This is a genomic window from Brevibacterium luteolum, assembly GCF_025147615.1.
GTDB lineage: Bacteria > Actinomycetota > Actinomycetes > Actinomycetales > Brevibacteriaceae > Brevibacterium > Brevibacterium luteolum.
Map to the genome: position 1 here is coordinate 1 of NZ_JALXPM010000051.1, position 19,988 is coordinate 19,988.

The following is a 19,988-nucleotide window of genomic DNA, read 5'->3' on the forward strand; positions in this document are numbered from 1 at the left end:
CGGCTGGTGCCGCTTGTCAGGGTGTGTGGATCAGATGATGTCCTCGTGGCCCATCTCGTCCGGGTGTCCCTTGAGGTGGACGAGGGAGGCGACGAGGCCGCCCCAGACGATGAACAGCGCCAGGGCCATCATGATGAGTGCTTCCGGTGTCATCGGTTGTCTCCTTCCGTGCGGCGCTCGGCCGCCTGCGCGTCAGTGGTGCCGGCGGCGCCGGGGGTGCCGTCGTATCCGGTCATCCGCGCCGGAGTGTAGAGCTCTGGATACTTCTTGGTGTCGGCGTCATTGGCCTCGACGGCCCGTGCGCTGAAGTCCAACGAGGCCTTCGGCCACGGGATGAACGTGAACACCACGGCCGCCACTGCGAGCACCGCCAGCACTATCCAGCCGATCGCATCGGCCGAGGTTCCGGTGTAGCCCTCGGTGATGAAGGCGATGATCTGCGAGATCAGCATGAAGCCGAGCACGATCGGGGTGACGACGGCCAGGCAGACGATCCACACCGTGCCGATGCGGAACGACGAGATCGCGTTGAGGTGATCGCGCAGCAGCGGGGTGGCGCGCTTGACCCAGACGACGAGGATGATCGACAGCAGTGCGCCGCCGACGATGCCGATGTTGTTGGCGAAGGCGTCGACGACATCGAGCACGGTCAGGCCGGTGGCCGTCGGCATCGACAGCAGGGAGACGACTGCCATGCCGCCGCCGACGATGCCGAGCGAGGCGCGGTTGGAGATGTTGAACTTCTCTGCCACTGCCTGGATCGGCACCTGGATGATCGAGATGAGCGAGGACAGACCGGCGAACACCAGGCTGAGGAAGAACAGCACGCCGAACAGCGCCCCTCCCGGCATCTGCGAGATGAGCGTCGGGAAGCCGACGAATGCCAGTCCGACACCGCCGGCGGCGACGTCCTCGACGCCGGTGCCAGCAGAGTGGGCCATGAAGCCGAGGGCAGCGAAGACACCGACGCCGGCGAGGATCTCGAAGCTGGAGTTCGAGAACGCCACGACAAGGCCGGAACCGGTGAGGTTCGTCCGCCGGCGCAGATAGGCGGCATAGGTGATCATGATGCCGAAGCCGATCGACAGCGAGAAGAAGATCTGGCCATAGGCGGCGACCCACACCTGCGGATCCGCCAATGCTGCGAAGTCCGGGGTGAAGAGGGCGTTGAGGCCGTCGACGGCGCCGGGCAGGAACAGCGAGCGGATGACGAGTGCGAGGAACAGCACGACGAGAACCGGGATGAAGATCTTCGAGAACCGGGCGATGCCGCCCTGCACGCCGAGGAACAGGATGCCCAGCACCACTACCCACACGATGATGAGCGGGATGAGCACACCGGGTACGAAGCTGAAGGCATTGCCCAGCGAGAGCTCACCGGCATGCAGATAGGTGGCCTCGAAGAACGTGCCGGCGTCATCGCCCCAGGCCTCGGTCACAGAGAACATGGTGTAGCTCAGTGCCCAGCCGATGATGACGGCGTAGTAGATCGCGATGACCGTGGCGACGCCGGTCTGGAACCAGCCCAGCGGCTCGAACTTCTTCGAGATGACCCGGAACGACATCGGAGCCGAAGACCGCGAACGGTGTCCGAGCACATAGTCGAAGAACAGGATCGGGATGCCTGCTGTCAGCAGTGCGATGAGATACGGGATGAGGAAGGCGCCGCCGCCGCTTTCGAACGCGACGTATGGGAAGCGCCAGATGTTTCCCAGGCCGATGGCAGAGCCGACGGCGGCCAGGATGAAAGCCATTCGGGTCGGGAATACCTCGCGCTGTAGCGACTTATTCGACATGGTGTCCTTTCTGGTGGTGAGCGAGGACAGACACAGCGCTGTGTCCAGCAGGCTGAAGCAGACCTGGCCCTCGCAGTCCAGGATTTCGGGAGGATGTTCACGAAATTCACAGCTGAGATTGAACTCACACCAAAGTTAACGCGGCGGGCGAGGATTGTCACTTCTCAGACGGCGGGCGCTGCGAGTTGAGCTCGAAAAGTTATACGTGCCTGTCGCCGTCGCGGCGGGGTTATCCTGAGAGTGCATCGCGGCGGACCCGCGTGCCTGGCTAGACTGGGGCTGTGACCATACAGCTTTTCAACACCGCCACGCGCCGCCTCGAACCCTTCACCCCCGTCACCGACGGACATGCCGGGCTCTATGTCTGCGGGGCCACCGTGCAGGGTTCGCCCCACATCGGCCACATGCGCACCGCTGTCGTGTTCGATCAGCTGCGCCGGTGGCTGCTCTACCGCGGTTATGACGTCACCTTCGTGCGCAATGTCACCGACGTCGACGACAAGATCCTGGCGAAGTCGGTCGAGGAGTCCCGCCCGTGGTGGGCCCACGCCTACCACTACTTCCAGGAATTCACCGCCGCATACGACGCCCTCGGCGTGCTGCGCCCGACCTATGAGCCGCTGGCCACCGGGCACATGACGGAGATGATCGAGCTCATCGACCGTCTCATCGCCGCCGGACACGCCTATCAGGCCCTCGACGGCTCCGCTGATGTCTATTTCGATGCGCACTCCTGGCCGGACTACGGTTCGCTGACGAACCAGCAGCTCGACGACATGGCCGCAGCCGATGACGCCCCGCTGCGCGGCAAGAGGGACCCGCGGGACTTCGCGCTGTGGAAAGCGCACAAGGACGGCGATCCGCTCACCGCCTCGTGGCCGTCGCCGTGGGGACGCGGCCGGCCGGGCTGGCATATCGAGTGCTCGGCGATGTCGACGAAGTACCTCGGTGCGGAGTTCGACATTCACGGCGGCGGGCTCGACCTGCGTTTCCCCCACCATGAGAACGAGCGCGCGCAGTCGAATGCCGCCGGCGATCCTTTCGCCCGGATCTGGATGCACTCCGGACTGCTCAACATCGGCGGGGACAAGATGTCGAAGTCCCTGGGCAACTCCGTTTTCGCCCATGATCTCTTCGCCGCCTCCAATCCGCTGGCGGTGCGCTATGCGCTCTCGACCGCGCACTACCGTTCAGTGCTCGAGTTCTCCGAAGAACTGGTCGCCAAGCAGGAGAATGCGCTCGAGCGCTTCGAGAACTTCCTCACCCGCGCCAGAGAGATCCTCGGCGAAGACGCTCCGCCGGCTCCCGAGGTGGAGGACGGCTATCGTCGCCGGGCCTTCGATGTGCCGGCCGACTTCGCCGCCGCGATGGACCACGACCTGTCGGTGCCCAAGGCGCTTTCGGTTGCGTTCAGTGCCGTTGGTGAGGGGTACCGGCTGCTGGAGTCCGGGGACCCCGACCGAGGGGCGCTCATCCGCACGGTGGCCGAACTCGAGCTCATGCTCGATGTGCTCGGCGTCAACCCGCTGGCTGCCGACTGGACCACCGCCTCGGGCGCGGACAGTGCGGCAGAGGCCGGGCTGCGCGTGCTCGTCGACAAACTGGCCACCGAGCGGCTGGCCGCCAAGCAGGCCAAGGACTATGCGCGGGCAGATGAGATCCGCGATCTGCTCACCCGCGCCGGCGTGCAGCTGGAGGACACCCCCGGCGGCTACCGTTACAGCCTCAAGGGCTGAGGTGCCTGCCGGCCAGCGCCGAACCTGACCGCTGCTGGCCTGCTGAGACAGGCCGGCGACAGAGACAGGCCGGCCGCACGACCCCAGCCCACCGACACGAACCGAAGGAGCCGCGATGGCGACGAAGAAGGGCCCTGCCAAGGGCACCGGTGGCCATGGCCGCCGCAAGCTGGCTGGCAAGGGGCCGACGCCCAAAGCCGAGGACCGCGTCTACCACAAGGCGTACAAGGCCAAGCAGGCCAAACTCAGGCGAGAGGCCGTCCAGCCTAAGCGGCGGCGCAAGGACCCCGGTTCGGACATCATCGCCGGCCGCAACTCCGTCGTCGAGGCGCTGCGGGAGGCGGTGCCGGCGACCGCGCTGTACATCTCCCACAAGGCCGATGCTGATGACCGGGTGCGCGAGGCGATCGCCCTGGCCGCCGACCGCGGCATCCCGATGCTCGAAGCCGGAAAGATGGATCTCGACCGCCTCACCGACGGTGCCGTCCACCAGGGAATCGCCCTGCAGGTGCCGGCCTACGAGTACGACCACCCCGATGACCTCATGGAGGCCGCGGCCGAGGCAGTCGAGACGCCGCTGCTCGTGGCGCTGGACGGGATCACCGACCCGCGCAACCTCGGGGCGATCGTGCGCTCGACCGCCGCTTTCGGCGGGCACGGGGTCATCATCCCCGAGCGCCGCTCGGCCGGCATGACCGCCTCGGCGTGGAAGACCGCCGCCGGTGCCGCCGGCCGGATCAAGGTCGCCCAGGTCGTCAACCTCGCCCGCGCGCTGCAGGCGCTGAAGAAGCAGGGGGTGTTCGTGCTGGGCCTTGACATGGACGGCGACGTCGAACTGCCCGAGGTCGCGCTCGCCCGGGAGCCGGTGTGCATCGTCGTCGGTTCCGAGGGCAAGGGGCTGTCCCGGCTCATCAGCGACATCTGCGACCAGATTGTCTCGATCCCGATGGCCGGGCAGATGGAGTCGCTCAACGCCGGCGTCGCCGCAGCCGTGAGCCTCTACGAAGTCGCCCGCACCCGCCGGGCCGAAGGGCTTGCCGAGGGGTAACGCCGACGGCTTGACCTGCACGGCGACCTGAGCGTGTCGTTCGTGTGGAACCGACGCCTCTCGAGTCGACACGAAATGCACGGGTTCGGCGCTTGCAGCGTGCTTCTCGTGTGGAATCGACGGTGCTCGAGTCGGCACGAAGTGCACGCCCACGTGCTGTGCCCGCCGGGGCTTGAGTGTCCGCCATTTCAGCGGATCGCGTTGAGTGCTGAATCGACGACACTCGATATTGCACTCAACGGCTACGAATCGGCCAAAATATAGCCGTTGAGTGCAGAATCCACGAGCGAGGATTCGGCACTCAACGACTACTGGTGCGATCGCACGGCCCAGAACCATCATGGGTGGGCCGGCCAGCGCCGACCGTTACCCAGCCCCGGCGCACCGCCGACGATCCCAGCCCGCCGCTTGCTCAGCTGACGTCGACGTTGCGCGGGTCGACCGCCGGCTGCGTGCCACCAGTCTTCGTCTTCGGCAGCGCGCCGAGTGAGATCGTGATGATCGCAGCGATGACCATCGCTACGCTGATCGCCCACATGCCCGCCGACTGCGAACCGGTCGTGTCAGCGAGGAAGCCGGTGATGTACGGGGCGAAGAAACCGGACATATTGCCGATCGAGTTGACCAGGGCGACACCGGCAGCAGCTGCGGCACCGGAGAGGAACGCGGTGGGCAGCGGCCAGAACGTCGCCAGAGCGCACATGACACCGCAGGCGAAGATCGACACGCACACCATCGCCAGGAACGGCGAGTTGACGAACGAGGTCACCGGGATGACCGCGGCGGCCACGAGGGTCGGCAGGGCGACGTGCCACACGCGCTCGCCGGTCTTGTCGCCGTGGCGGGCCCAGAAGATCATCGCAACAGCGGCGAAGGCGAACGGCACGGCGGTGAGCATGCCGCGCTCCATGAGCGAGTACTCCACCCCGAAGCGCTCCTGGAAACCGCTGATGATCGTCGGCAGGAAGAAGCTGATGGCATACAGGCCGTAGACCACACCGAAGTACACGAACGCCAGCGCCCAGACCCGGCCGCTGGTGAGCGAGGTGCGCAGCGGCACATGGTAGGTCGCTGCGGTCTCCTCTTCCTCGCGGTCCATCTCGGCCTTGAGCCAGGCGCGTTCGTCATCGGCCAGCCACTTCGCATCGTGCGGGCGGTCGGTGAGGAAGAACCAGCAGATGAAGCCGAGCAGCACTGCCGGCAGGCCTTCGATGAGGAACATGAACCGCCAGCCGGTCATGCCCCACAGCAGGCCGTCGCCGTGCTCGATGAGCCAGGCCGACAGCGGCGCGCCGAGCACCGAGGAGGCGGGGATGGCGAGCATGAAGAACGAGATCGCCTTCGCCCGCTCCCGCTTGGGGAACCAGAACGTCAGGTACAGGATGATGCCGGGGAAGAACCCGGCCTCGGCGATGCCGAGCAGCACCCGCAGGATGACCAGCCACCACTCGCCGCCGATGCCCAGCCAGCTGCCGGCCGGGATGAACGCCATGAGGGCTGCGATGATGCCCCAGGTGACGAGGATGCGGGCGATCCAGCGCCGGGCCCCGAACTTGTGCAGCGCGAGGTTCGAGGGGATCTCCAGCAGCAGGTAACCGATGAAGAACACGCCGGAGGCCAGGCCGAACATCGTCTGCGTCAGGCCGAGTTCGTCGTTCATCCCGTTGGGTCCGGCGAAGCCGATGTTCGTCCGGTCGAGGTAGTTGATGAAGTACAGCAGCCCGAGGAACGGGGTGAGCCGGAGGGCGACTTTGCGCAGGGTTCGCCTGCGCAGCTCGGCGTGGGCTGCGGTCGGTGCGGGGTGGCGGGACGTCGTCATCGAGGGCGGTCCTTGTCGGCAGAAGTGCGCGGCCCGGCAGTGAGTGCAGATCGTGCCCTCGCCCGCCGTCCGCGGTGGCTTCCGTCAGGTATATCGCCGCCGGCTCACTGCCGCCGCCCGTGTCCCACTAAATGAGACGCTGGTCACAGATGTGGGTCATAATTGCCGGTCGCAGTCACCCGTCCCGAGGTGTCACACCCGTGGGGTGAAGCGTCCGTCCTGGGCCATCCAGCCCCCGTCGACGAGCAGCGAGTGCCCGGTGACGTAGCTGGAGGCATCCGATGCGAGGAACAGCACCGGTCCTGCGATCTCGTGCAGCAGACCCCAGCGGCCGAGCGCGGCCTTCTGGGCGTAGGCATCCCACCACTCCTCATCGGATTTGATCTGCTCGGTCAGCGGGGTCTCGAACGGCCCAGGCAGAATCGAGTTCACCCGCACGCCTGCCGCACCGAGTTCGCTGGCCAGCGTCTTCGTCAGCTGCACGACTCCGGCCTTGGCCGCAGCGTAGAGCCCCTGCCCGGGTTCGACGACGATCGCGCGGAACGACGCGAACGTGATGATCGAGCCGCGCTGCTTATCAGCCATCTCGCGGCCGAAACCGCGCATGAGCCGGTAGGTGCCCTTGAGGTTGATGTCGATGACCCGGTCGAACTCGTCATCGGTCGTCTCGGTCATCCGCTTGCGCACGTTCATCCCCGGGGTCATGACGAGCACCTCGGCATCGGAGAAGCGCTCAACGAGGGCGTCGACAGCTGCAGTCGAGGTGATATCGAGTTCGACGGCGGTCGCAGCACTGCCGGTGCGCTGCTCGATGATCATGGCGGTCGCCTCGGCGCCGGTGAGGTCGAGGTCGGCGCACACGACGTGGGCACCGGCGTCGGCCAGCCCAAGTGCCGAGGCCTGGCCCAGGCCCGAGGCGGCACCGACGACAACGGCGGTGCGCCCGGTCAGGTCGAACAGGTCGGGAATGCGGGGAGATGCGCTCATCGGGGTCCTTCTCTCGTCTCATCTGCGGCAGCCGGCGGTTCCGGTGTCTCCGGTTGCTTATGCCCGGACTCTGCCGGTTCAGGGTCTGTCTCCGCTGATTCTGCCGAAGCAGGCTCTGCCTGCGCTAATTCTGCCTCTGCGAGCCGCCGCAGCACCGCCGTGTCCGGATCGCGGAGCAGGTGGGCCTCGTGCGGGTAATGGGCGAGCTTCTCGTCGCGGTAGGCGGCCACCGCCTCGGGCGTGGAGACATCCCGGCCAGCGGCCTCGGACATCTCCGCACGGTGGTCGAGGAACTCGTGGAACACCTGCGGCGGCTCCAGCCGGCCGCTGTACTCATCGGTGATCGCCTCGAGCACCGGCCGGTACACATCAGCCAGCCAGCGCTCGGCGACGATTGCCTCGTCCTCATCCTCCAGCCCTTTGGCCGCCCGGTAGACATCGAGGTCGTTGAGCATCCGGCGGGCCTGCTGCTTCTCCGCCTCGATCCCGGTCAGCCGCCGGAGCCGGCGCTGGAAGTGCCCCGGTGCGACCACCTTCGGCTCGATGCGGGTGGTGACCCCGTCGAGGTCGGTCGTGACCGTCAGCTCACCGAGATCGAAGCCGAGCTCGTTGAGCCGCTCGATGCGCTGATCGATCCGCCAGCGCTCGTACATGTTGAACGCCTCAACGGTGGTGAGCTCGGCCCACAGCTCGTCATAGCGTTCGCACAGCCGGTTGCTCATCGCCATCGGATCGACATCCGGGTCGGCCAGGCCACCGGCCTGCAGGTCGAGGAACTCGCCTGCGATGTTCGTGCGCGCCAGATCGAGGTCGTGGCTGCGCTGCCCGGCTGACAGCGAGTCGTGCAGCTCCCCGGTTTCGGCATCGACGAGGTAGGCGGCCAGCGCATCGGCGTCCCGGCGGAACAGCGTGTTCGACAGTGACACATCACCCCAGAAGAACCCCACGAGGTGCAGCCTGACGATGAGCACCGCAAGGGCGTCGACGAGCAGATCGGCCATGTGCGGGGGCACCTGGGAGCCGCACAGATCGCGGAACGGCAGCGAATACGACAGATGCGGGGTCAGCAGCGCCCCAGGCAGCGGCTGGCCGTCGGCATCGGTTCGCCCGGTGACGTACCCCAGCGGCCGCACGGCAGGGGCGTCGAGATCGGCGAGTGCGGTGAGCAGTTCGTATTCGCGCACTGCGATCGCATCCTGGGTCTCCTTGACCGCTAGGATCGTGCCTTCGAACTCGACGAAGCGCACCACATGCCGGGAGATGCCGCGTGGCAGGCCGATGAGCAGCTCGGGCTTCCACCGCTGCAGCGGCACATCCCACGGCAGCGTCTCGACGAGCTCAGCGAACTGATCGGCGTGGATCTTCACGTGTCCTCCCGCAGGCCGGCTGGCCGCCAGGCGTCGGCGGCCGCAGCTGCGCTCCCATCGTAGCGAAACCGCTGGCCGGGCCACCGCTGCCGCCCGTGCGCCCGCCGTAGACTGGCGCTATGAGAGTTCGGCTGGAGGACGTCGCCGAGGCGGCAGGCGTGTCGGTCACGACGGTCTCGCGGGTGCTCGGCGGCCGCGGCACCGTCGCCGAGGCGACCCGCACCCGGGTGCTCGACGCCGTGCGCTCCCTCGGCTACGACCGCTCGACCCTGTTGCACCGGCAGGCCGCCCGGCTGGTCGCCGTGTGCGCGCCCGCCCAGCCGGAGCACTGGCAGATCGAGGTGTGCCGCTCGCTGTCGATGCAGCTCCAGGACGCCGGCATCATCGCCGCCACCCCGTTCCTCGACGAGGACATCGCCGAGGTCCGCGCCTGCATCGACGCCGGCGCCGCCCTCGTCGTCACCCCCACCTTCACCCCACTCGACGTCGACGTCCCCGTCGTCCGCTTCGCCGAGGCGACCGCCGCCTGGCCCACCGCGGCCACCGGCACCGAGGCGAGCGACACCTCGGGCACGGGGGACACCGCTCCCGAGGCGGTGGCCGGCCCAGCGATCGACGCTGAGTGGATCGCCGCCCGCGTCGACCTGTCCGGCGGGATGAGCCTGGCGTTCGAGCATCTGCACGCGCTCGGCCACCGGCGCATCGGGCTCGTGTGCAACGACTCCGGCGCGCTGGCCGAGCAGCTGAAGAACCGGTTCCGGCGTGAGCACCCGATGCGCGATGTCACCGACCGGCTCGATGAGTGGATCGCCGCCGTCCCTAAATCCCACTCCGGCGGGATCGCCGCAGCCACCCAGCTGCGCGACGCCACCTGCACCGCTGTCATCGTCCAATCCGCCCTGCAGCTGCACGGCGTCTTCGCCGCCGTGCGCCGCCGCAGGCTGGCGATCCCACGCGACCTGTCCGTGGTGGGCTTCGGTGACTTCTCGACGATGCGCTACACAGACCCGCCGGCCACCGTGCTCCGGCTGGACAACCAGGCGCTGGCCGAGGCGCTGGCCGCCGGCGTGCGCAGCGTGCTCGGCCTGCCCGGCCGGCAGCTCGCCTCGGTTCCGCCGACGCTGCGGCCGAGGCTCCTGGCCCGTCAGTCGACTGCGGCGGCGAGGACCTGATGCGCTCAGACATCTCGCTCAAGCAGATCGCGGCGGCCTCCGGGCTATCGGTCTCCACGGTCTCCCGGGTGCTGCGCGAACAGCCGGGCACCTCGGCGGCCGCCCGCCGTGCCGTCGCCGTCGCCCTCGGCACGCTCGGTGTGCGGCACGGGGATGAGGCGGCCCGGAGCGGCACCGTCATCGCGGTTGTGCACGCCGCCCCGCTCGCCGGCGACGTCGACCCCTTCGAAAGCCTGTACCTGGAGATCGTCGAGCGGATCTTCGCCCTCGGCTGGGTGGCCGTGCGCATCCAGACCGGCCCGGACCTCGCATCGGCCGCCGAGGTGCTCGAGTCCTTCGGCGTCGCCGGCGCGGTGGTGCTCGGCGGCGGTTCGGCCGGTCCCGAGGCTCAGCGGCTCGCCGCCCACGGAGTGCCGGTCATCCGCGTCTCGAACGCCCGGCACGAAGGCTTCGCCCAGCTCGTCCTCGACTCCGGTGAGGGCATCCGCACCGCAGTCCGCCACCTCATCCACCTCGGCCACCGGCGCATCGGGCTCGTCGTACCCGAGGACTCGGCTGCCTCCACCCGGGTGAGCGCGTTCCGGCGGGCAATGGCCGATGTGCTGCACATCCCCGCCACCCGCGACCAGGCCCCGGTCGTCGTGGCAGGTCCGGGGATCCTGGCCGGTTCGCAGGCAGCCGATGAGCTGCTGGAGGCGCAATGCTCGGCGGCGATCAGCTGCGCGCCGGCGATCACCTTCGGGTTCCTCGAATCGACCCGCCGGCTGCGCCTGGCAGTCCCGCAGGACTTCTCGCTGCTGACGGTCGGGGATATGCCCGACGCCGAGGTGATCCACCCGCCGATGTCGCAGGTGACCTTCGACTGGGCCGCCCTGGCGGAGGCCGCACTGCGCGAGCTCGAACGGCTCATGCGCGCCGATGGTGCAGGGGCTGCTGGATCCGGTGCCGGCGGGTCCGGTGTCGGCGCGGCGGGTGCCGGCGGTGGACGCACACCCCAGCTGCCGGACTACCGCGTCAGCCCCGAACTCGTCCTGCGGGCGTCCGAACGGGCCATCGGCCGGCGCTGAACCAGCCGGTCAGCACCAGCCGGAACCGCAGAGCCCGGTGGTCAGCGTCCGGCGCGGGCGGCGGCGAGCCGGCCGAGGAACACGGCGACGTCATCGGGGGACTGGAGGCGCACCTCGGCGGCGGTGCCAGCGGGCCCGACCTTGATCGACAGGCGCGGGAAGTCCTCCGGATAGGTGCGCAGCTTCTTGAACGCATCCTCATCTGTGCGGTCATCGCCGATGTAGAGCGCGGCAGTCGCACCGGTCTGGCGGATCATCCGCTCCAGGCCGTTGCCCTTCGTCTGGTGGCGCAGCGCGAACTCGAACATCTCATGCCCGGTGAGGAACCGCAGCTGGCCCAGCCGCTTGGCCAGCGCCTCGAGCTCGGTGGCGTAGAAGGCTGTGCGGTTCTCCGAGCAGCCGCGGGTGTGGAAGGTCCGGCCGAGCGGCTTGCGCTCGATGCGCAGCAGCCCGTGGCCCTCCTCGGGGGTGCGGGTGCGGATGTCGGTGAAGGCGGCATCAAGCTCATCGAGCAGCGCCTGCTCATCATTGCTCGGCCCGCTCGCGTAGGTGCCTGCGGCCGGATTGCCGCCCGAGCGGCGACCGTCGGCAGCGCCGATGTCCTCCCCGCCGATTGCACCGAAATCGCTCTCCACCCCGTGCGAGCCGATGAAGATCGCACCCTCGGGTGCGTTCGACAGCTGCTTGAGCACCGAGAGGTTGCGCCCGGAGATGTAGCCGACGACCGTGTTCGGTTCAGCAGCCAGCGCCTCGGCCGCGGCAGCCGAGGCCGGCAGCGGCGCGGCGTCCATCGGATTGTCGACCAGCGGGGCGATGACCCCGTCGAAGTCGAGGCCGACGAGCAGCCGGTCGGCCGCTGCCAGCGCGGTGATGTCGATGTCGTCGGGATCCGAGTAGCCGGGGGCGGAATCTGGCTGGGCATCAGCGTCGGTCGGGTGCTGGTCGGTGCGCATGTGGGCTGCGGCCTCGGCCAGGCCGGCCCGGTCGGTCTGCTGGAGGCGGGCGAGGAAGGCATCGGACCAGGCGCGCACGTCCTCCTCAGCGAGGCCCTCGCGCATGGCGCGCATGCGGGCGCGCTTCTCACCGGGATCCATCGTCACCGCTGCGGCGATGCGGGATTTGAGCCCGGAGATGTCATGCGGATTCACCATCACCGCCTGGGTCAGCTGCTCGGCGGCACCGGCGAACTCGGAGAGCACGAGCACTCCGTCGTCATCAGTCTGGCAGGCGACGTATTCCTTGGCCACCAGATTCATGCCATCGCGCAGGGCGGTCACGAGCATGACGTCGGCGGCGATGTAGAGCGCGGTCATCTCATCGCGCGGGTAGGAGTGGTGGAAGTAGTGGATGACCGGATGTCCCATCCCGGAGTACTCGCCGTTGATCCGGCCGACCGCCAGCTCCACATCGGTGCGGATCTGCTGATACTGGTCGATGCGCTCACGGCTCGGGGTCGCGATCTGCACAAGAGTCACCGTGCCCGGATCGAGCACACCGTCGTTGAACAGCTCGCCGTAGGCCTTGAGCCGGTGGCGGATGCCCTTGGTGTAGTCCATCCGATCGACACCGAGCAGGATCGTCTCCGGGTTGCCGAGCTCGGCGCGGATCTCCTTGGCCCGCGCACAGATCCTCGGGTCGCGGGCGAGCTGGGCCAGATGTTCGGTGTCGATCGAGATCGGAAACGCGCTCGCCTCGGCGGTGCGGGTGATCGTCGTCGTATCACCGAGTTCGCTGGCCGGGTCTTCTGCCGCCGGGATCTTCACGAGGTTGCCCGAGCTCGGCAGGCCCAGGCAGATGCGCACGGCACGGCGGAAGTTCTGGGCATCGGCCGGGCGCTGAAAGCCGATGAGGTCGGCGCCGAGCAGGCCGCGCAGGATCTGGGCGCGCCACGGCAGCTGCGCGAAGATCTCCCACGGCGGGAACGGGATGTGGTTGAAGAAGCCGATGCGCACGTCCGGGCGCATGCCGCGCAGCAGATAGGGGACCAGCTGCAGCTGATAGTCGTGCACCCACACCGTCGCCCCTTCCGAGGCGGTGCGAGCGACCGCCTCGGCGAAGCGCCGGTTGACCGTCCGGTAGCTGTTCCACCAGGTGCGGTGGAACTCCGGGGGCACGATGACGTCGTGGTAGAGCGGCCACAGCGTGGCATTGGAGAAGCCTTCGTAGTAGCGGCGGACTTCCTCCGAGCTCAGCGGCACCGGCACGAGGTGGATGCCGTCGATGTCGAACGGATCGAATTCCTCATCGGCGACTCCGGCCCAGCCGACCCAAGCGCCCTTGTGGGTCTGCATGACCGGGGCGACGCCGGTGACCAAACCTCCAGGTGAGGTGCGCCAGGACGGCGTCTCACCTGAGGTATCGCGGTCCACTGGGAGCCGGTTGGCCACGACGATGAAGTCGGCCCCATCCTCCGGCGGGGCCACCAGGGTTGAACGAGCTTCCAACGGGGCGGAGGTGTGAATCACGTTACTCCTATCAGCACTCGATCCTCATGAGAAACTCTACCGCCTCAGCTAATCTGGGTTGAGTGGCAGTACAGGAACTCGGCGGTTATCGGCTGCTGAATGAACTCGGTTCCGGCGGCATGGGCGTCGTCCACCTCGGGGTGGATGCTGAGAACAACCCGGTCGCCGTCAAAGTGTTGCACGCGCACATCGCCAACGACGAGACTGCCCGCAAGCGGCTCGCCCGTGAGGTGCGGACGCTGAGGCGGATTAAGCATCCGCGGATCGCAGCGGTCCTCGACGCCGAACTTGAGACCGCCCAGCCGTTCATCATCACCGAGTTCGTCGACGGGCAGACGCTGTCTGACGATGTGCGCGACAACGGCCCGTTCGCCGAGGATGAGCTCGTCCACTTCGGCCATGCGCTGCTCGATGCGCTCAACGCCGTGCACGAAGCCGGCGTTATCCACCGCGACCTCAAACCGGCCAACGTCATGATCATGGACGGTGAGCCGATGGTCATCGACTTCGGTATCGCCCAGGCCGCCGACGAGGTCAAGGTCACCGCCACCGGCCTCGTCATGGGCACCCCGGGCTATCTCAGCCCCGAGATCGCCGACGGCCGCGAAGCCAGCGAGAAGACCGACTGGTGGGGCTGGGCGGCGACGATGGCGTTTGCGGCCACCGGCCGCAACCCGTACGGCTCCGGCCCGCTCGAAGCAGTGCTCGGACGCGTGGCCACCGGGCGGCACAGCCTCGAAGGGGCACCGGAGCTGTTCGTGCCGCTGCTGCAGGCCTGCCTCGACCCCAAACCTGAACGGCGGCCATCGGGGGCTATGATCCTCGACGCCCTCGTCGACATCGAATCTGGGCAGTTGCCTGCACTCGGCAGCCCCCGCCACGCAGCCGGACCCGGCCGCGGCGATATTGGCGGCACCCGGGTCGACCTGCCTGCCGTCGGTGCGGCAGGCGCTGCCGGTGCTGCAGCCGGGGTAGCCTATGATCCACTGGCCCCGCCGACCGGCCCGATGGGCCGCACCGGACCCGGTGGCGCCTACCAGCTCGGCGGCGAACCCGGCGCGATGGAGGGCTTTCAGGCCGGCGGCTTCGCCGGCCACCGCCCCGACCAGCACGGGGTTCCCCGCCACGGCAACGCTCCCGGCGGTCGCCCGCAGCCTGTCCAGCCCTCGTCTGGCACACCCGGCGGCAGCATCTACGGGGGAGCAGCCCCCTACGGCAGCCAGCAAGGCCGCATGCAGGGCAGCCAGCCAGCTGGTTCAGGTTCAGCACATGCCTCGGGCCCGCCGGCGCACGCCTCGGGCCCGGCGCATGCTGCCGTCGGCTCACCGCCGGCCTACGGCCCGCTCGGCATCGACCCGCGGCCCCAGCCGCACCAGCAGGTCGAGCCTTATCAGCATGCCGGCGCCCCGGTGCCGGCCGAGCAGCCCTGGCAACCCCAGCAGCTGCAGCCGCCCGGCCCGCCGCGTCCGCCGCGCCTCGGCGGAGCATGGCCGCTGCTCATGCTCAACCTGCTGGCCGTCACGCTCGTAGCGCTCGGGCCGGTCATCATGCTCATTGCCTCCTACCTGTGGCAGGTCGCCGCCCGCACGACCGGGTCGATGGCCCAGGTGCGCAACTGGCGGCAGTTCAACGACGGACCCTCCGGTGTATCGGTGTGGTCCTCGATCGCCAGCCTGCCCGGTGCGCTGTTCCGGTCGGTGTTCACCTCGCTGTTCTCGATGATCCTGCCGGCCATCGCCTTCGTCGCAGTCGCCGTGCTCATGCGCCTCGACATCGCCGGCATCGTGCCCTCTGGCCGGTCCTTCGAATGGACCCTGTGGGCAGCCGGGCTGTCCTATGCGCTCGTGCTGTGGTTCGGGCCGGGATCGGCGAACCTGCGCGTCGGCTCACGGGCCGCGCTCACCTCGATCGCCCGCAACCGCACCGGCGAATGGATCATGTTCGGGGTGCTCGCGCTGCTGTTCGTCATGGCCGTCAGCGTCATCCTCTCCACCGCCGGCGTCACCTGGTGGCCGCTGACCTTCAACCCACTCGAGCTCATCCCACGCGCCTCCGAACTGTAGGACCCAGCCACCGCCTCGGGAGCGGATCTCCCTGAAGAACTGCTGAACCGCGTAGGATGGCCGAGGATCTAAGATAGCTGTCGAACCAGTAAGCGCCTGCGCCGAAGCCCGCGCAGCGACCGACATCACGTGAGGAAACATGGCGAAGAACTCACCGGCCGCCGATCGCCGACAGGCAGCGCGCGAGAAGGCGCGGCAGATCGCAGAGAACGACGCGCGGCGGGAGAAGAAGGCCAAGACGATCCTCTTCACCTCGGTGGGTGTCGTCGTCGTCGCCTTCCTCACCGTCGTCGGCTTCCTCATCTTCCAGAGCATGCAGCCGGTGGCCGGCCCCCGCAACTACGCCGAGGGCACGATGACCGTGGCCAAGGACGGCGATGAGCTCAAGGCCTACACCGCGCCCGGCATCGAGGAGCCCGGCGAGAACCCGCCGCCGCCGATCGCCGAATCGCCGCTCGGCTCCGACGCTGCTGTCGTGACGGTGTACTTCGACTTCCAGTGCCCGGCCTGCAAGGCCTTCGAGGACACCCACGGCAAGACGCTGAATAAGCTCGTCGAGGAGGGCAAGATCGCCCTGCAGTACGCGCCGGTCGCGTTCCTCGACAACGCCTCGGGCGGCAACAAGTACTCCACTCGTGCGGCCAACGCTGCTGCCTGTGTCGCCGACTCTGGCCAGGTGCAGAGATACTCGGACTTCGTCATGGCGATGTTCGCTCAGCAGCCGCAGGAAGGTGCTGAGGGCATGGAGGATGACCAGATCATCAAGATCGCCGAAGACGCCGGCGTCGATGTCAGCGCGAAGGTCGAGCCCGAGGATTCGGATGCCTCGGATGTGCGCAGCTGCATCACCGAGCAGGCTTTCGCGAAGTCGGTGGAGAAGGAGACGAAGGCCGCGTTCGACGAGCGCGGACTCTCCGGCACCCCGCGTGTGCTCATCAACGGCAAGGAGACCGAGTCCTTCCGCGAGCAGGATCCGCAGAAGTTCCCGCTTGAGGTGCTGCGCGCCGCCGGCGGCAACTGATCGCCTGAGCGCTTGAGCTGGCAGACGCCCGTGGGTCACGGAATTCGTGACCGGCGGGCGTCAGTCGTTGGCGGGTGCGGTTTTGGGGCTTGTGCCGAGAAGAGCGGGGCGCAGTCGTGGGGGCGTGCGTGGCGGACGGCAGGCCGATGTTCTACACTGTCTTAGGCTCACTGCGGTGAGCGCGCCTCCTTAGCTCAGTTGGTAGAGCACCGCTCTTGTAAAGCGAAGGTCGTCAGTTCGAGTCTGACAGGGGGCTCTTCTCATGCCCTGACACCTGCCTGCGGTCCGATATCCTGATGTCGGTTCTGGTCGGCACCGAAGGGCCCAGTCATGACCCCTGCACAAGAAGCTCTCGTCGAACGCCTGCGGATCCTGTTCGCGAACGAACCGGTGCTGCGTGAGGTGTCGATGTTCGGCGGCCGGTCGTTCATGGTCAATGAGAAGCTGGCTGTCAGCGCGCTGAAGTCCGGCGGTCTGCTCGTGCGGGTGGGCGCCGAACAGCATGACGACCTGCTGACCCGGCCCGGCGCGCAGCAGGCGACGATGGGCGCCGACCGTGAGATGGGTCCTGGCTGGATTGAAGTCGACGCCGCTGCGATCGACAGTGACGAGGGTCTGGCCGCATGGCTGGACGTCGCGATGGAGCACAACCGCCAGGTGAGTTGATCGTGCTAGTACGTTGGCACACCGGACTGCACCTGCCGCAGGTGATGCGGGCCGATCGGGACGAGCAGGCGGTAGATGGTGCCGAAGATGAACCTGGCGTCCGGATTCGAGCCGTGCTTAATGCAGAACCTGCCGACACCCTTGTTGATGAAGGCGTCGAAGACCGGCGGACTTCGTACTATGGGGTGACGACAGGGACGTGACCGGCGTCTTCCAAGACGGCCGCGAGATGAGGAGTGAACGATGATGCACGTGGTGACCAGCGAGGACATCGCCGAACTCATCTCCGAAGCAGCCGACCAGGTCGAAGAGCTGGTGCGCGCCAACCCCGAGGCGGTCATCGGCATCGCCACCGGCTCAACCCCCGAACCGCTCTACGCCGAACTCACCAGCCGCGCCGGTGAGGGTCTCGACCTCTCCGGTCTGCGTATCACCTGCCTGGACGAGTACATCGGCCTGCCGGCCGAGCATCCGCAGAGCTACCGGCACTACATCGCCGAGCAGATCCTCGAACCCTGGGGCATCGACCCTGCCCACACGGTGCTGCCCGAAGGTGACGCCGCCGACCCGGACGCCGCTGCCGCTGCCTTCGAAGATGGCATCACAGGCCTCGGCGGAGTCGACCTGCAGATCCTGGGGATCGGGCCCAACGGTCACATCGCCTTCAACGAACCCGGCTCACCGGCCGACTCCCGCACCCGGGTCGTCGACCTCACCGCTGAGACCCGCGAGGCCAACTCCCGGTTCTTCGACTCGATCGACGAGGTGCCCACCCAGGCGCTGACCCAGGGGATCGGCACGATCCTCGAATCGCGCAAGGCGATCATGCTCGCCTTCGGCCCAGGCAAAGCCGAGGCGGTCGCCGCGATGATCGACGGGCCGGTCGATGAGGCCGTGCCCGCCAGCGCCCTGCAGGACCACCCCGCGCTCGAGGTGTTCCTCGATGCGGCAGCCGCCTCCCGCCTCGTCAGCGGAGACCCCCGAAGCACCGACGCCGGCTGAGACCAGCAGGCTGAAGAGGAGACCGACCGCATGCGACTGACCTGCCGGGCCATCCTGTTCGACATCGACGGCACACTCGTCGACTCCACCGCCTCCGTCGAACGCACCTGGCGGACCTGGGCAGGCGAACAGGGCATCGACGCCGACGCGATCCTGCGCACCAGCCACGGCCGGCGCAGCCAGGACGTGCTCATAGAGCACATCGACGCAGACCAGGTTGAGGCGGCCATGCGCCGGCTCAACGAACTCGAAGTCAGCGACACCGACGGCGTCATCGCCCTGCCCGGCACCCGCGACATCCTCACCTCGCTTCCGGCCGGCAGCTGGGCTGCCGTGACCTCAGGCGAACGGCACGTTATGGTGCCCCGGCTCAAGATCACCGGGCTGCCGGTGCCCGAGGTGCTCGTGACGTCTGAGGACGTCGAGAACGGCAAACCCGATCCCGAGGGGTATCTCGCCGCTGCCCGTCAGCTCGGTGTCGACCCGGCCCAGTGCCTCGTCATCGAAGACGCCCCGGCCGGCATCCGTGCCGGGCTCGCAGCCGGTGCCCATGTGCTCGGAGTGGCGACCTCGCATGCGATCGATGAGCTCACCGATGCACATGCCCGCGTACTCGACCTGACCGCCTGCCGGTTCACTCCGGCAGACGAGGGGATCGTCGTCGAGATCACCGGCTGATTCGAGGCCGGCTGGCTGAGCAGAGCAGCCGACAGGTCGCTCAGCTGCGTGGCCGCAGCCGGGCATTCGGCAGCCGCGGGGCCGGCAGCGGATCCGGCGTGCCGGCCGTGAACGGACCGAAGTCCATGCCTGCTGCCGCAGCCGGAAGCTCAGTGTCTCGTGCCTCGGTGCCGGCCGCCTCGGCGTCGGGGTGACCGATCTCAGCCTGCCAGGCCCGCCGGAAGGCGATGACCTCGTCATGGCTGCGGGCGACGAAGTTCCACCACATGACGATCTGCTCACCCAAAGGCCGGCCGCCGATGAGCACCGCGCGCACCGCCTCGTCACCGGCGGCGACCGTCAGCTGGTCTGAGCCCGGCGGCACATAGGCAAGCTCGCGCGACGTCACCGCGGTGGCGTCCCCGCCGGCAGACGCCACGCCGCCGCTGGCCCTCAGCTGTGCGGCACCCTGGTCGACGAGCAGCCCGAGCTCATATTCCGGGTCGACGTCGAAGCGTACCTGCTCGCCGGGTTCGACGTGGATCTGTGCGGCCAGCGCTTCGACCCGTGTCTCAACGGGGGAGCGCAGGCCGGCGCACTCACCCAGATACGTCCACACCTGCCCGCCGGGCAGTTCGACCGCCTCGGCGACATGATGCTGGGAGCCCGGCTGGCCGAAGCGCTCGGATTCCGGCAGCGCGTACCACAGCTGCACGCCGTGCAGGATCCGGGTGGCGGGGTTGGAGAACTCCGAGTGCGAGATCCCGGAGCCGGCGATCATGAGGTTGACCTCGGCGGGTCTGACGGTGTTGACGAAGCCGGTCGAATCGGTGTGCTCGACCTCGCCGGCGAACAGCAGCGTGACCGTCGCCAGGCCGGTGTGCGGGTGCCGGGGGACGTTCATCCCGCCGGTGGCGGCGACGTCATCGGGGCCGAAATGGTCGACGAAGCACCACGGGCCGATGAGCGACCGGGCCCGCTGCGGCAGCGTGCGGTGAACCGTCATTGCCCGCGGCCCGCCCAGCGGCACCTCCCGGGGTGTGAGGATCTCGGTGCCGGCCGCCTCGGTCCCGGCGCACACCCGCTCAGGCGGATCAGGTTCGGTGTTGCTCATCGCAGTCC

The 19,988-nt window shown here is 68.2% G+C and carries 16 protein-coding genes and 1 tRNA gene; 10 read left to right on the forward strand and 7 right to left on the reverse strand.

Annotated features, from left to right (window positions below):
* Positions 1-30 precede the first annotated feature (30 nt).
* Together M3C25_RS11275 and M3C25_RS11280 are read right to left on the reverse strand one after the other, a co-directional pair.
* Positions 31-153 carry a methionine/alanine import family NSS transporter small subunit gene (locus tag M3C25_RS11275; protein ID WP_259856759.1) on the reverse strand — a complete coding sequence of 41 codons (123 nt, stop codon included), beginning with the start codon at positions 151-153 and terminating at the stop codon, positions 31-33.
* Complete coding sequence (locus tag M3C25_RS11280) at positions 150-1,796, reverse strand: sodium-dependent transporter (RefSeq protein WP_259856761.1); 1,647 nt, start codon at positions 1,794-1,796, stop codon at positions 150-152. The genes M3C25_RS11275 and M3C25_RS11280 overlap by 4 nt, the downstream gene beginning before the upstream one ends.
* A 281-nt stretch (positions 1,797-2,077) precedes the next feature.
* On the opposite strand from M3C25_RS11280, the gene cysS reads away from it, so the two are divergent.
* Together cysS and rlmB are read left to right on the forward strand one after the other, a co-directional pair.
* Positions 2,078-3,532, forward strand: a complete 1,455-nt coding sequence (cysS, locus tag M3C25_RS11285) for a cysteine--tRNA ligase (protein WP_259856762.1) — start codon at positions 2,078-2,080, stop codon at positions 3,530-3,532.
* Positions 3,533-3,647: 115 nt separating this feature from the next.
* Positions 3,648-4,580, forward strand: a complete 933-nt coding sequence (gene rlmB / locus M3C25_RS11290; protein ID WP_259856764.1) for a 23S rRNA (guanosine(2251)-2'-O)-methyltransferase RlmB — start codon at positions 3,648-3,650, stop codon at positions 4,578-4,580.
* 412 nt (positions 4,581-4,992) lie between these two features.
* On the opposite strand, the gene M3C25_RS11295 is transcribed toward rlmB, so the two are convergent.
* From M3C25_RS11295 to M3C25_RS11305, 3 genes are all read right to left on the reverse strand, one after another.
* Positions 4,993-6,399: an MFS transporter gene (locus M3C25_RS11295; RefSeq protein ID WP_259856766.1), complete on the reverse strand. Its 1,407-nt coding sequence runs from the start codon at positions 6,397-6,399 to the stop codon at positions 4,993-4,995.
* A gap of 192 nt (positions 6,400-6,591) precedes the next feature.
* A complete protein-coding gene (locus M3C25_RS11300; RefSeq protein ID WP_259856767.1) occupies positions 6,592-7,386 on the reverse strand; it encodes an SDR family NAD(P)-dependent oxidoreductase in 795 nt (264 codons plus the stop codon).
* On the reverse strand, positions 7,383-8,753 hold the full coding sequence (locus tag M3C25_RS11305; RefSeq protein WP_259856769.1) for a DUF4032 domain-containing protein: 1,371 nt from the start codon (positions 8,751-8,753) through the stop codon (positions 7,383-7,385). The genes M3C25_RS11300 and M3C25_RS11305 overlap by 4 nt, the downstream gene beginning before the upstream one ends.
* A gap of 119 nt (positions 8,754-8,872) precedes the next feature.
* On the opposite strand from M3C25_RS11305, the gene M3C25_RS13125 reads away from it, so the two are divergent.
* Together M3C25_RS13125 and M3C25_RS11320 are read left to right on the forward strand one after the other, a co-directional pair.
* Positions 8,873-9,925 carry a LacI family DNA-binding transcriptional regulator gene (locus M3C25_RS13125; protein ID WP_102161991.1) on the forward strand — a complete coding sequence of 351 codons (1,053 nt, stop codon included), beginning with the start codon at positions 8,873-8,875 and terminating at the stop codon, positions 9,923-9,925.
* Positions 9,925-10,992 (forward strand): substrate-binding domain-containing protein, encoded by a 1,068-nt coding sequence (locus tag M3C25_RS11320; protein ID WP_102161990.1) that lies wholly within the window; start codon positions 9,925-9,927, stop codon positions 10,990-10,992. The genes M3C25_RS13125 and M3C25_RS11320 overlap by 1 nt, the downstream gene beginning before the upstream one ends.
* A 41-nt stretch (positions 10,993-11,033) precedes the next feature.
* Here M3C25_RS11320 and M3C25_RS11325 read toward each other — a convergent pair whose 3' ends face one another.
* Positions 11,034-13,457, reverse strand: coding sequence for a trehalose-6-phosphate synthase (locus tag M3C25_RS11325; protein WP_259856771.1), 2,424 nt, complete (start codon positions 13,455-13,457; stop codon positions 11,034-11,036).
* Between the two features lie 62 nt (positions 13,458-13,519).
* Between M3C25_RS11325 and M3C25_RS11330 the strand changes: the two genes are divergently transcribed.
* From M3C25_RS11330 to M3C25_RS11355, 6 genes are all read left to right on the forward strand, one after another.
* A complete protein-coding gene (locus M3C25_RS11330; RefSeq protein WP_259856772.1) occupies positions 13,520-15,520 on the forward strand; it encodes a serine/threonine-protein kinase in 2,001 nt (666 codons plus the stop codon).
* A 139-nt stretch (positions 15,521-15,659) separates the two neighbouring features.
* Positions 15,660-16,541: a DsbA family protein gene (locus M3C25_RS11335; protein ID WP_259856774.1), complete on the forward strand. Its 882-nt coding sequence runs from the start codon at positions 15,660-15,662 to the stop codon at positions 16,539-16,541.
* Between the two features lie 183 nt (positions 16,542-16,724).
* Positions 16,725-16,797: transfer RNA gene (locus M3C25_RS11340), tRNA-Thr, on the forward strand.
* Positions 16,798-16,871: 74 nt separating this feature from the next.
* The gene (locus M3C25_RS11345; RefSeq protein WP_259856775.1) at positions 16,872-17,207 is read left to right on the forward strand and encodes a TfoX/Sxy family protein; all 336 of its coding nucleotides are present in this window, start codon (positions 16,872-16,874) and stop codon (positions 17,205-17,207) included.
* A gap of 243 nt (positions 17,208-17,450) precedes the next feature.
* Positions 17,451-18,209, forward strand: coding sequence for a glucosamine-6-phosphate deaminase (locus tag M3C25_RS11350; protein WP_311200546.1), 759 nt, complete (start codon positions 17,451-17,453; stop codon positions 18,207-18,209).
* A gap of 30 nt (positions 18,210-18,239) precedes the next feature.
* Positions 18,240-18,887: an HAD family hydrolase gene (locus tag M3C25_RS11355; RefSeq protein WP_259856777.1), complete on the forward strand. Its 648-nt coding sequence runs from the start codon at positions 18,240-18,242 to the stop codon at positions 18,885-18,887.
* A gap of 40 nt (positions 18,888-18,927) precedes the next feature.
* Here M3C25_RS11355 and M3C25_RS11360 read toward each other — a convergent pair.
* On the reverse strand, positions 18,928-19,988 hold a 1,061-nt coding region (locus tag M3C25_RS11360), incomplete at its 5' end, for a pirin family protein (RefSeq protein ID WP_311200547.1).